The sequence below is a fragment of the Streptomyces sp. NPDC059201 genome (assembly GCF_042754585.1).
Lineage (GTDB): Bacteria > Actinomycetota > Actinomycetes > Streptomycetales > Streptomycetaceae > Streptomyces.
The window spans coordinates 38,791-51,103 of record NZ_JBHZBB010000010.1 but is presented as its reverse complement, the minus strand read 5'-3'; the positions used below and the strand labels follow the sequence as shown (position 1 = coordinate 51,103).

The 12,313-nt window shown below is 74.2% G+C and carries 10 protein-coding genes; 5 read left to right on the top strand and 5 right to left on the bottom strand.

What is annotated here, in order from left to right:
- Positions 1-3 precede the first annotated feature (3 nt).
- Together ACFXMG_RS28375 and rhaI are read right to left on the bottom strand one after the other, a co-directional pair.
- Positions 4-2,049, bottom strand: coding sequence for a bifunctional aldolase/short-chain dehydrogenase (locus tag ACFXMG_RS28375; protein WP_383823653.1), 2,046 nt, complete (start codon positions 2,047-2,049; stop codon positions 4-6).
- A gap of 40 nt (positions 2,050-2,089) precedes the next feature.
- Entirely contained in the window at positions 2,090-3,256 is a 1,167-nt protein-coding gene (rhaI, locus tag ACFXMG_RS28370; protein WP_383823707.1) for an L-rhamnose isomerase, read from the bottom strand.
- A gap of 210 nt (positions 3,257-3,466) precedes the next feature.
- Here rhaI and ACFXMG_RS28365 point away from each other — a divergent pair, with 210 nt between their 5' ends.
- Both ACFXMG_RS28365 and ACFXMG_RS28360 read left to right on the top strand, forming a co-directional pair.
- Entirely contained in the window at positions 3,467-3,787 is a 321-nt protein-coding gene (locus tag ACFXMG_RS28365) for an L-rhamnose mutarotase (protein WP_383823650.1), read from the top strand.
- Positions 3,788-4,004: 217 nt separating this feature from the next.
- Entirely contained in the window at positions 4,005-5,030 is a 1,026-nt protein-coding gene (locus tag ACFXMG_RS28360; protein ID WP_383823705.1) for a LacI family DNA-binding transcriptional regulator, read from the top strand.
- A gap of 24 nt (positions 5,031-5,054) precedes the next feature.
- On the opposite strand, the gene xylA is transcribed toward ACFXMG_RS28360, so the two are convergent.
- The gene (gene xylA, locus ACFXMG_RS28355; RefSeq protein WP_383823648.1) at positions 5,055-6,227 is read right to left on the bottom strand and encodes a xylose isomerase; all 1,173 of its coding nucleotides are present in this window, start codon (positions 6,225-6,227) and stop codon (positions 5,055-5,057) included.
- A gap of 114 nt (positions 6,228-6,341) precedes the next feature.
- On the opposite strand from xylA, the gene xylB reads away from it, so the two are divergent.
- Both xylB and ACFXMG_RS28345 read left to right on the top strand, forming a co-directional pair.
- Entirely contained in the window at positions 6,342-7,835 is a 1,494-nt protein-coding gene (gene xylB, locus ACFXMG_RS28350; RefSeq protein ID WP_383823645.1) for a xylulokinase, read from the top strand.
- A gap of 433 nt (positions 7,836-8,268) precedes the next feature.
- Positions 8,269-10,020 (top strand): FAD-dependent monooxygenase, encoded by a 1,752-nt coding sequence (locus ACFXMG_RS28345; RefSeq protein ID WP_383823642.1) that lies wholly within the window; start codon positions 8,269-8,271, stop codon positions 10,018-10,020.
- Here ACFXMG_RS28345 and ACFXMG_RS28340 read toward each other — a convergent pair.
- On the bottom strand, positions 10,011-10,208 hold the full coding sequence (locus tag ACFXMG_RS28340) for a hypothetical protein (RefSeq protein ID WP_383823640.1): 198 nt from the start codon (positions 10,206-10,208) through the stop codon (positions 10,011-10,013). The two genes, ACFXMG_RS28345 and ACFXMG_RS28340, sit on opposite strands and share 10 nt — an antisense overlap.
- A gap of 47 nt (positions 10,209-10,255) precedes the next feature.
- Positions 10,256-10,894 carry a phosphoribosylanthranilate isomerase gene (locus ACFXMG_RS28335; protein ID WP_383823637.1) on the bottom strand — a complete coding sequence of 213 codons (639 nt, stop codon included), beginning with the start codon at positions 10,892-10,894 and terminating at the stop codon, positions 10,256-10,258.
- Between the two features lie 179 nt (positions 10,895-11,073).
- Between ACFXMG_RS28335 and ACFXMG_RS28330 the strand changes: the two genes are divergently transcribed.
- Positions 11,074-12,270 carry an ROK family protein gene (locus ACFXMG_RS28330; protein ID WP_383823635.1) on the top strand — a complete coding sequence of 399 codons (1,197 nt, stop codon included), beginning with the start codon at positions 11,074-11,076 and terminating at the stop codon, positions 12,268-12,270.
- Positions 12,271-12,313 lie beyond the last annotated feature (43 nt).

The following is a 12,313-nucleotide window of genomic DNA, read 5'->3' as shown; positions in this document are numbered from 1 at the left end:
CGCTCACCGCAGGAACGCCGCGGCGACGCCCGCGTCGACCGGGATGTGCAGACCGGTGGTGTGGGTGAGGTCCCCGCCGGTGAGCGCGAACACCGCGGCCGCGACGTGCTCGGGCAGCACCTCACGCTTCAGCAGCGTCCGCTGGGCGTAGAACGCCCCCAGCTCGGCCTCCTCCACGCCGTACACCGCCGCCCGCCGCGCCCCCCAACCACCGGCGAAGATTCCCGAACCGCGCACCACCCCGTCCGGGTTCACCCCGTTGACCCGGATCCCGTGCTCACCCAACTCGGCTGCCAAAAGGCGCACTTGATGGGCCTGGTCGGCCTTGGTCGCCGCATAGGCGATGTTGTTCGGCCCCGCGAAGACCGCGTTCTTCGACGCGATATACACGATGTCACCGCCCAGGCCCTGCGCGGTCATCACCCGCGCCGCCTCCCGGGAGACCAGGAACGAGCCGCGCGCCATGATGGCGTGCTGCACGTCCCAGTCCCGCGCGGTCGTCTCCAGGAGCGGCTTGGAGATCGAGATCCCCGCGTTGTTGACGACCAGGTCGACCCCGCCGAACGCCAACAGGGCCTCACGGAAGGCCGCTTCGATCGCCGCCTCGTCCGTCACGTCGACGGTGACGGCCACCGCCCGGTCGGGCCCGCCGAGTTCGGCCGCGACCTCCGCCGCGCTCCCCGCGTCCAGATCCGCCACGACCACACACGCGCCCTCGTCCGCGAGCCGCCGCGCGATCGCCCGGCCGATGCCGCTGCCCGCGCCCGTGACGAGGGCGATCCGGGTGGCGAGCGGCTTCGGCGCGGGCATCCGCCGCAGCTTCGCCTCCTCCAACTCCCAGTACTCGATGCGGAACTTCTCCGCCTCCTCGATCGGCGCGTACGAGGAGACCGCCTCCGCGCCCCGCATCACCTGGATCGCGTTGACGTAGAACTCGCCCGCCACCCGGGCCGTCTGCTTGTCCTTGCCGAAGGAGAACATGCCGACCCCGGGCACGAGCACGATCGCCGGATCGGCGCCCCGCATCGGCGGCGAGCCGGGAAGGGCGTGCCGGCGGTAGTAGGCGGCGTACTCCTCCCGGTAGGCGGCGTGCAGCTCGACGAGCCGGGCGAGGACGGCGTCCAGGGGCGCGGTCGGCGGCAGGTCGACGACGAGCGGCCGGACCTTGGTGCGCAGGAAGTGGTCGGGGCACGAGGTGCCGAGGGCGGCCAGGCGCGGGTGACCGGCGCGGGACAGGAAGTCCAGGACGGCGGGGGAGTCGGTGAAGTGGCCGACCTGCGGCCGGTCCCGGGAGGCCAGAGCGCGTACGTACGGGGCGAGCGCGGCCGCCCGGGCGCGGCGCTCCTCCTCCGGCAGCGCCCCGTACCCGTCGAGCAGCGGCCCGAAGGGCTCGGGCCGCCCCCGCTCGGCGAGGAACGCCTCGGCGGTGCGGACGATGTGGAGCGCGTTCCGCTCGCACTCCTCGGAGGAGGCGCCCCAGGCGGTGATCCCGTGCCCGCCGAGGACGCAGCCGATCGCCTCCGGGTGGGCCGCCTGGACGGCGGCGATGTCGAGCCCGAGCTGGAAGCCGGGCCGGCGCCACGGCACCCACGCCACCGTGCCGCCGAAGCACTCCGCCGTCAGCTTCTCGCCGTCGGCGGCGCAGGCCAGGGCGATGCCCGCGTCCGGGTGCAGGTGGTCGACGTGCGGTGCCTCCACCAGTCCGTGCATGGCCGTGTCGATCGACGGAGCCGCGCCGCCCTTCCCGTACAGGCAGTGGTCGAAGGCGGCGACCATCTCGTCCTCGCGCCCGACGCCGGGGTAGACGCCCTTCAGCGCCCGCAGCCGGTCGAGCCGGAGGACGGCGAGCCCGTCCTCGGTGAGAGTGCCGAGGTCGCCCCCGGAGCCCTTCACCCACATCAGCTCCACATCCCCGCCGGTGACCGGATCGGTGACGGAACCCTTGGCGGAGGCGTTGCCGCCCGCGTAGTTGGTGACGGCCGGGTCGGCGCCGAGGCGGTGGGCGCGCGCGAGGAGTGCGGCGACCTCGGGGTGGGTGCCGGATGTCATGACGGTCTCCTAGGGGCAGTTCGTGGCGGAGGGGAGGGGGTTACGCGCCCCAGCCGGCCTGGGCGCCGCCGACCCGCTCGGCGGCGACGCGCTCCAGCCGTCCGGAGCGCAGCGTGGCGGCCACCGGGTCGGGGTCGAGGCCCCGCTCCTCGCGCAGTTCACGCAGCAGGGGGCGGACGTCGGTGTCGTAGGCGTCCATCAGGACGGCGTTGGCGGCGAGCACGTCACCGGCGCGCTGGGCGGCGGCGAGGGCGTCGGCGTCGACGAGGAGCGCCTTCGCGGTGGCCTCCTGGACGTTCATCACGGAGCGGATGACGGCCGGGACCTTGGCCTCGATGTTGTGGCACTGGTCGAGCATGAAGGCCACGTTCGCGGCCGGGTCCAGTCCGCCGTTCCGGGCGACCTCGTGCAGGATCCGGAAGAGCTGGAAGGGGTCGGCGGCGCCCGCCATCAGGTCGTCGTCCGCGTAGAAGCGGGAGTTGAAGTCGAAGCCGCCGAGCCTGCCCTCACGGAGCAGCAGGGCGACGATGAACTCGATGTTGGTGCCGGGCGCGTGGTGGCCGGTGTCGACGACGACCTGGGCCTTTGGACCGAGCCGCAGGCAGTGCGCGTAGGCGGTGCCCCAGTCCGGGACGTCGGTGGTGTAGAAGGCGGGCTCGAAGAACTTGTACTCCAGGAGCATCCGCTGCCCCTCGCCGAGCCGCTCGTACACCTCCGCGAGGGAGTCGGCGAGGCGTGCCTGCCGCCCGGCGATGTCGTCCTGGCCGGGGTAGTTGGTGCCGTCGGCGAACCACAGCTTCAGGTCCGCCGACCCGGTGGCGTCCATGATGTCGACGCACTCCAGGAGGTGGCCGACGGCCTTGCGGCGCACGGCCGGATCGGGGTGGCAGACGCTCCCGAGGCGGTAGTCGTCGTCCTGGAAGGTGTTGGAGTTGACGGCCCCGAGCTCCAGGCCCCGCTCCTTCGCGTACGCGGCGAGGGCGGCGTAGTCGTCGACCCGGTCCCACGGGATGTGCAGCGACACCCTGGGCGCGACGCCGGTGCGGGCGTGCACCTCGGCCGCGTCGTCGAGCTTCTCGTACGGGGTCCGGGGCACGCCGGGCCGGGCGAACACCTTGAAGCGGGTGCCGGAGTTCCCGTAGCCCCAGGAGGGTGTCTCGATCCGCTGGGCGGCGAGGGCGGCCTTCACGGCGGCGATGTCGGGCATGTCCACCTCGGTGCGTTCGATGGCGTTCAGTGAATGCAATGAATCGAATGCAATGAATCGATTCAGTCGACTGGGAAGCTAGCCTGCACCCAAGGTGTCGTCAAGGTTCTTGACCATGGAGGCGGCGGGGATCTAGCGTCCAGGAGTGGAGAATCTGAAACATTTCATTCGCGCCTTGATCCCTTTCGATCGCCGATCCGAGGAGCCGCCGTGCAGAGGGTCTGCTTCCTGCTGAAGGTCCGCGCCGAGCGGGCGGAGGAGTACCGCGCCCGCCACGCCGAGGTCTGGCAGGAGATGCGCGACGCGCTCACCGCCACCGGCTGGCGCAACTACTCGCTCTTCCTGCGTGAGGACGGCCTCCTCGTCGGCTACCTGGAGACCGAGGACTTCGAGCGGGCGAAGGCCGCCATGGACGCCACCGAGGTGAACGCCCGCTGGCAGGCCGAGATGAGCGGCTTCTTCGAGGAGCTGGACGGCCGGCGGCCGGACGAGGCGATGCGCCCGCTGACCGAGGTCTTCCACCTCGCGTGAGCGGAGCCGCATAGGATGCGACAGGTGGCGGCGACCCCGGACGACGGGGCGGGACGGGCAGGACGGACGACCAGGTGACACGCAGGTGGAACGGGTGACGGGCACCGCGCGGAACACCGGGAAGGCCGGGAACGCCGGGAATCCGGGGAACGCCGGCGACGGTGTGGACCGGCCCCTCGGTGGAGGCGGGCACGGCGTCGGCAGCGGCGGTGCCGGTATCGCCGCCGGCAGGATCGTCGGGATCAAGGACGTGGCCCGCGAGGCCGGCGTCTCCGTCGGCACCGTCTCCAACGTCATCAACCAGCCGGACCGGGTCTCCCCGGCCACCCTCGAACACGTCCGCCGCGTCATCGACCGCCTCGGCTACGTCCGCAGCGAGTCCGCCCGCCAGCTCCGGGCCGGCCGCAGCCGCATCATGGCGCTGCTCGTCCTCGACATGGGCAACCCCTTCTTCGTCGACATCGCGCGCGGCGCCGAGCGCACCGCCCGCGCGGCCGGGCTCGGCGTCATGGTCTGCAACAGCGACCAGAACCCGAGCGACGAGGCCGACTACCTCTCCCTCTTCGCCGAGCAGCGCGTCCGCGGCGTCCTCGTCACCCCCGCCGACGCGGGCGGCGGCAACCTCCGCGACTTCCGCCGCCACGGCATCCCGTACGTCCTGGTCGACCGGGTCGGCGGGGACGGCGGCGGCTGCTCCGTCTCCGTCGACGACGTCGTCGGCGGCTCGCTCGCCATCCGCCACCTCGCCGCCGCCGGCCACCGCACCTTCGCGTACGTCAGCGGCCCCGCCCACCTCCAGCAGGTGCGGGACCGCCGGGAGGGCGCGCTGCTCGCGCTCGCCGAGGCCGGACTGCCGGACACCGCGCTGCGCGAGCTCCCGGCGGACCGGCTCGACGTGGCCTCCGGCCGGGACGCCGGCTCCCGGCTGCTCGGCCTCGCCGACCGCCCGACCGCCGTCTTCTGCGCCAACGACCTGCTCGCCCTCGGCGTCCTCCAGGCGCTGTACGCGGCCGGGGTGCGGGTCCCGGAGGACATGGCGATCGTCGGCTACGACGACATCGAGTTCGCGGCCGCCGCCACCGTGCCGCTCACCTCCGTGCGCCAGCCGGCCCTGACCCTGGGGGCCCGGGCCGCCGAACTGCTCCTGGAGGAGACGGGCGAGTCGGCGGCGGAGCACCGGCACCAGCAGGTGGTGCTCCAGCCGGAACTGGTCGTCCGGCGCTCCAGCCTCACCACCCGCTGACGCCTCTCCCGGGGCGTCCCGGGCTCAGAGCCGTACGCCGAGCAGGTGCTCCAGGGCCAGCTGGTCCAGGCGCTCGAAGCCCATCGAACGCGCGGCGGCCGCGTCCACGTCGAACGTCTCGTACGCCGTCGGGTCGACGAGCAGCTCGGCGAGCCCCTCGGCGGCGGTGGGCACGGCCAGCTGCGGCAGCCGGGAGGCGGCGAGGGCGTCGCGGACCTCCGGGTCGGCGCGGAAGGCGGCGGCCCGCTCCTTGAGGATGAGGTAGTTGCGCATGCAGTTCCTCGCCGACTCCCAGACGCCGTCGAAGCCGTCGGTGCGCACGGGCTTGAAGTCGAAGTGGCGGGGGCCGGTGTAGCCGGCCGACTCCAGCAGGTCGACCAGCCAGAACGCCTGGCGCAGGTCGCCGGCGCCGAAGCGGAAGTCCTGGTCGTACTTGATGCCGGACTGGCCGTTGAGGTCGATGTGGAAGAGCTTGCCCGCCCACAGCGCCTGCGCGATACCGTGCGGGAAGTTGAGCCCGGCCATCTGCTCGTGGCCCGTCTCCGGGTTGACGCCGACGAGTTCGGGCCGCTCCAGGCGCTCGATGAAGGCCAGGGCGTGGCCGACGGTGGGCAGCAGGATGTCGCCGCGCGGCTCGTTCGGCTTGGGCTCGATGGCGAACCGGAGGTCGTACCCCTGCTCGGTGACGTACTGCCCGAGGAGGTCGAACGCCTCCTTCATCCGGTCCAGGGCGACCCGCACGTCCTTGGCGGCGCCGGACTCGGCGCCCTCGCGGCCGCCCCAGGCGACGTAGGTGGTGGCGCCGAGTTCGGCGGCCAGGTCGATGTTCCGGATGGTCTTGCGGAGCGCGTACCGGCGCACGTCACGGTCGTTGGCGGTGAAGGCGCCGTCCTTGAAGACGGGGTGGGTGAAGAGGTTGGTGGTGGCCATGGGGACCTGGAGGCCGGTGCGGTCGAGGGCGTCGCGGAACCGCTTCACGACGGCCTCACGCTCCGCCTCGGGCGCGCCGAAGGGGATCAGGTCGTCGTCGTGGAAGGTGACGCCGTACGCCCCGAGCGCGGCGAGCCGCTCGACCGACTCGACCGGGTCGAGGGCGGGGCGGGTGGCCTCGCCGAAGGGATCGCGGCCCTGCCAGCCGACGGTCCAGAGGCCGAAGGTGAAACGGTCCTCGGGGGTGGGGGAGAAACGCTCGGGCATAGTCGGTCCTTCTCCTGGCGGCCAGATTTGTTTTCTGCGATAACTAATCTGTGACCACTAATACGCCACCGGCACCCGGCGGCGCCAGACCCCGACTTGAGAAGAGGTGAGGGCGTGCCCGACAGCCGCTCCGTCGCGAGCCGCTCCGTCGTGATCGGCGTGGACAGCTCCACACAGTCCGCCAAGGCCGTCGCCGTCGACACCGCCACCGGCGCCGTCCTCGGCGTCGGCCGCGCCCCGCACACCGTCACCGGCACCGGCGGCGCCCGCGAGAGCGACCCCGAGGAGTGGTGGACCGCCCTGGTCACCGCCGTCCGCGCGGCCGTCCGCGACGCGGACCTCGCCCCCGACTCCGTCACCGGCATCGCCGTCGCGGGCCAGCAGCACGGACTCGTCGCGCTCGGCGCCGACCACCGGCCGCTGCGCCCCGCCCTCCTCTGGAACGACACCCGCTCCGCCCCCCAGGCCGCCGCCCTCACCGAACGCCTCGGCGGCCCGAAGGCGTGGCTCGACCGCACCGGCTCCGTCCCCGTCGCGTCCATGACCGCCGCCAAGTGGCAGTGGCTGCGCGAGAACGAGCCCCACCACGCCGCCGCCACCACCGCCGTCCGCCTCCCGCACGACCTCCTCACCGAACACCTCTCCGGCGAGGCCCTCACCGACCCCGGCGACGCCTCGGGCACCTGCTGGTACGCCACGGCCGACGGCGCCTACGACCCCGCCCTCCTCGACCTCCTCGGTCTGGACCCGGCGTGGCTGCCCACCGTGGCCCCCACGGGCGCCACCCGCGCAGGCGGCCTGACGGCGGCCGCCGCCGAGGCCCTGGGCCTGCCCCGCACGGTCGCGGTGGCGGCGGGCACCGGCGACAACATGGCCGCCGCCGTCGGCCTCGGCCTCGGCGCGGCGGGACTCCTCGACCACCCCGTGGTCAGCCTCGGCACCTCCGGCACCGTCTTCGCCGCCACCCGCGCCCGCCCCGCGAACTCCGCCCTGGCCGGCTTCGCCGCCACCGACGGCACCTACCTGCCGCTCGGCTGCACCCTCAACTGCACGCTCGCCGTCGACCGGTTCGCCACCCTCCTCGGCCTCGACCGCGAGGACGCCCTCCCCGGCGGCGAAGCCGTCGTCCTCCCCTACCTCGACGGCGAACGCACCCCCGACCTCCCCGCCGCCTCCGGCCTCGTCACCGGCCTCCGCCACACCACCGACCCCCGCGCCCTCCTAGGCGCCGCCTACGAGGGCGCGGCCTTCACCCTCCTCCGCGCCCTGGACGGCCTCCTCGCCGCCTGCGACCTCGACCCCACGGACCCGTCCGTACGCGCCCGCCCCCTCCGCCTCATCGGCGGCGGCGCCCAAGGCCACACCTGGACCGAAACCATCCGCCGCCTCTCCGGCCGCCCCCTGGTAGTCCCCGCCGAAACGGAACTCGTCGCCCTCGGCGCGGCGGCGCTGGCGGCGGGCGCGGCGACCGGCGAGGACGCGGTGAGCGTCGCGACCGGGTGGGGTACTGGTGCGGGGGAGACGCTGCCGGCGGTGGAGCGGGATGAGGAGACGTGGGGGCGGATTGAGGGGGTGTTGGGGGTGGCGGGGGTGGGGTTGCTGTCCTGAGTCGGGCGGCCGGATCCAATATCCGGGATCCAACCCCCTGGATCCGATCCCCCGGATCCAATCTCCCGGATCTTGGGTCCAACCTCCGGGATCCGATGCCCCGGCTCCGGGATCCAGCCTCCGGGATCCGGTCTCCCCGATTCGGGCTCCAAAATCCGGGATCCGATCTTCACGATCCAGGATCCAACGTCCGGGATCCGTTCCTCCGGAGGTTGGATCCAACCTCCTGGATCCAACCTCCTGGATTTTGGATCCAGGATCCCGGACATCGGATCCCGGACATCGGATCCCGGACATCGGATCCAGGACATCGGATCCAGGATCCGGGATCCGATCCCACCCCCCCCCGCGCCGACTGGCGCCCCTCCCCACCCCCGCGCGACCATGGACGGACGGAACGACCCGTTCGGGGGCCGCACGCCCGGGAGGCGCCGTGGCAGAGAGCAGCGGATCAGGGGTGCGCGTCGGCGGGGCGGAGGTGCTGGTCGTGGGGGCCGGGCCGGTGGGGTTGACGGCTGCGCTGGAGTTGCGCCGGCAGGGGGTGGAGTGCCGGATCGTCGACCGGTTGCCCGCGCGGTTGCCGTACGCCAAGGCCGCGGGGGGGGTGCAGCCTCGGACGTTGGAGGTCTGGGACCGGATGGGGTTGGTGCGGGGCGCGCTGGAGGCGGCCGTGCCGATGCGGGGCCAGTACGTGTACGTCGACGGCGTCGAGCGGGAGCGGTACGACCTGGTCCTGCCGCCCGAGGTGCCGTACGGGTTCGCCGCTTTGCCGCAGTACGAGACCGAGCGCCTGCTGGAGGAGGCGCTGGCCCGTCACGGCACCCGCATCGAACGCGGCACCGTCCTCGACTCCTTCGCGCAGGACCCGGACGGGGTCACCGCCCGCCTCACCGACGCCACCGGCGCCCGTGAGGAGCTGAGGGTTGGCTACCTGGTCGGCTGCGACGGCGCACACAGCACCGTCCGGAAGGGCCTCGGGCTCGCCTTCGAGGGCGGCGCGTTCCCGGAGGAGTACATGCTCGGCGATGTGGAGGTCGACTGGGGCCTCCCCGAGGGGTACGGGCTGCGCTCGATGCGCCTCGACGCCGCCGGAGCCATCGCCGACGTCCTCGTCTGCATCCCCCTCCCCGGCCGCCGCCGCTACCGCATGTCGATGCGCGTCCCGCCCGAGCTCTCCCCGCAGGGCTTTCCACCCCAGGGCGACGGCGGAACCGGTGACGGCATCGCCCACGGCCTCGACCGCGTCGACGGCGTCCGAGCGCCCGGACTCGCCGACATCCAGGCTGTCCTCGACCGGCTCTCCCCGCAGCGCACCACGGCCACGGCGCTCCGCTGGGCCTCGGTGTTCCGGATCAGCCACCGCATCGTGGACCGGTACGGCGAGGGCCGGGTCTTCGTCGCCGGGGACGCGGCGCACATCCACCCGCCGACCGGCGCCCAGGGCATGAACACCGGGATCCAGGACGCGTACAACCTCGCCTGGAAACTCGCCCTCGCCGTCGACGGCCGGGCCTCCTCCGGCCTCCTCGCCAGTTACGACGCCGAGCGCCGCCCGGTCGGCGAGGAGGTCGTCGGCCGCACCGTCCGGCACGCCACCGCGGGCGGCGTGCAGGCCGACCCGGACGACCCCGTGACCCTGATGCTCCGCGAGGCGCAACTCCTCGTCGGCTACCGCGGCAGCCCGATCGTCGACCCGCCCGGCGACGGCCCCGCGCCCCGCCCGGGGGACCGCGCCCCCGACTGCGGCGGCCTCGTCGGCCCCATCGCCGCCTACCCCGTCCGCCTCTTCGACGTCCTCCGCGACCGCCCCACCGTCCTCCTCCTGTACGGGACGGGGTACGGCTCCGGCGGCGTCGCCGGTCGTGACGAACTGGCCGCGACGGCGTGGCGCGCCACCGGCGGCCGCGTCGACGTCCACGCGGTCCTCCCGCCGGACGTGCCGGACGCGCCGCACGCACCCCCCGGGACCGGCCCGATCCCCGCCCACCGGGACACCCGGGGCGAGTTCGCCGCCCGGTACGCGGTCGACGCGCGGACGCCCACGGCGTTCGTCGTCCGCCCCGACGGCTGCCTCGGAGCCCGCCTGCCCGCCCCGGACCCTGACCGCCTGGCCGCCCACCTGGCCCGCGTCTTCGCCCCCGCGGACAGCGATCCGGACGGCCATCCTGACGACGATCAGTCCTGAGAGGCGGCCGCTCCACCGGCCTTCACGGAGTCCTTCCTCCCCCGCCCCCGCTTGCGCGGCCGCTCGTCCCCCTGCGCGAGAACCTCCACCGCGGCGCCGTACACCTCCGGCACGCTGAGCACGGAGGCCACGCCCCGTGCCGTCCAGCCGGCCGCCTTCACCACGACCTCCGCCAGCTCCTCCACCATCACGGCCCCCTCGCTCCCGCGCGTCGTCCGCGCATCCTCGGTCACCCCTACTGACCGGCGGCGGCTCCGGAAGGTTGAGCGGGCGCCATCTTCGCGGCGGTGACGAAGGCGCGGACCAGGTCGTGGTCCTTCACGCCGGGCGCCGACTCGACGCCGCTGGAGACGTCGACGCCCCAGGGACGGGCGGTGGCGATCGCCTCGGCGACGTTCGCGGGGGCCAGGCCGCCCGCGAGGAGCCAGTGGCCCTCGGGGCGGGCCGTGTCCAGGAGCGAGAGGTCCCAGCGCGAACCGGAGCCCGCCTTGGGCGAGTCGAGCAGCAGGACCTCCTCGCCCAGCGCGCCCACGCGCATGTCGGGCCCGTCGGCGAGCGCGGTCGCCCGCCACAGGTGCGGGAAGATCGCGGCCGCGGCCTCGAACTCCGCGCGGCCGTAGGCGCGGCCGTGCAGTTGGAGCGCGTCGAAGCCGAGCTCGGCGGCGATGCGGGCGGCCTCGTCGGCCGGCGTGTCGTTGACGACGAGCACCGAGACCACGCCGTCGGGTACGTGCGCGGCGAGCGCCGGCACGCGCGCCCGGTCGAGTCCCCGGACACTGGTCCCGCTGATCACGAGGCCGATCGCGTCGGCGCCCGCCTCTGCGGCCACGTCGATGTCGGCGGTCGTGGCGAGCCCGCACACCTTGACGAACACTCTGTCGCTCCTCTGCTCCGGTCCCGGCGCCGTCGAGCCTACTGACCGCGTCCGGCGCCGTCGATTCGCCTCCGGATGGATCCACCGGAGGCGGATCGACGCCACCGGGCGAGCATTTCTGTTCGAGCGGGCCGAGCATTTCTGTTCGAGTGAAAAGGGCGACTAGGCTCTCGCTCACCATGAACCAGCCCACGGAACCCAAGGCCGACAAGTCGGGCGTGCGCCGGCACAACCTGAGCCTCGTCCTCAGGACCGTGCACGACGCCGGCGAGACCACCAGGGCCGCCGTCGCCGCCCGCGTCGGCCTCACCCGGCCCGCCGTTTCCTCCCTCGTGGAACAGCTCCTCGACCTCGGGTTCCTGGTCGAGTCCGGCAAGACCTTCAGCGGCCAGGCCGGCCGCCCCGGCACCGTCCTCAAGCCGGCCGTGACGGGCCCCGCCGGCCTCGGTGTCGAGATCAACGTCGCGTACGTCTCCGTCTGCCTCGTGGACCTCACCGGCACCGACCGGATCCGCCGCACCGTACGGCTCGACAACCGCGCCGACGCCCCCGACGTCCTCGCCCGCGCCGCCGGGATCGCCGCCGAGGCGCTCGCCGAGGCCGAGGCCCTCGGCCTGAGCCCGGCCGGCGCCGCCCTCGCCCTGCCCGGCCTGGTCTCCGGCGGCACCGTCCGCCAGGCCCCCAACCTCGGCTGGCACGACACCCCCGCCGAACGCCTCTTCGGCGACGCCCTCGCCGCGCTGCGCCCCGCCGCCCCCCGGCTCCCCGTCGCCTCCGACAACGAGGCCAACATGGCGGCCCTCGCCGAACTCCGCTTCGGCACCCCCGGCACGCCCCGCACCTTCCTCCACCTCACCGGCGAGACCGGCGTCGGCGGCGCCGTCGTCGTCCACGGCGAACTCCTGCGCGGCGCCCACGGGTTCGCGGGCGAGATCGGCCACCTCGTCGTCGACGCCGAGGGCCCCCGCTGCCGGTGCGGCTCGCGCGGCTGCCTGGAGCAGTACGCGGGCCAGGCCGCCCTGCTGCGCGCGGCGGACGCCGACGACGTGGACGACCTCGCCGCCCGCGCCGAGCGCGGGGACCCCCGGACGCTCGCGGCGCTCGCCGAGGCGGGACGCATGCTCGGCCGGGCGCTGTCCGGCGCGGTCAACCTCCTCGACCCCGAGGCCGTCGTCCTCGGCGGCATCTACCCCCGCCTGATGCCCTGGCTGGCCCCCGCCGTCACCGCCGAGCTCGCCGAGCGGGTCGTCTCCGGCCTCTGGCCCGCCGAAGCCCCCCGCCTGCGCCCCGCCTCCCCGGCCACCGACGCCGCCCGGGGCGCCGCCGCCCTCGTCCTCCACGACATCCTCGCCGACCCCCTCGCCCACACCCGCTGACGCGCCCCACGTCCGTCGGTGGAAAACGGCGGGTGGGTGCACC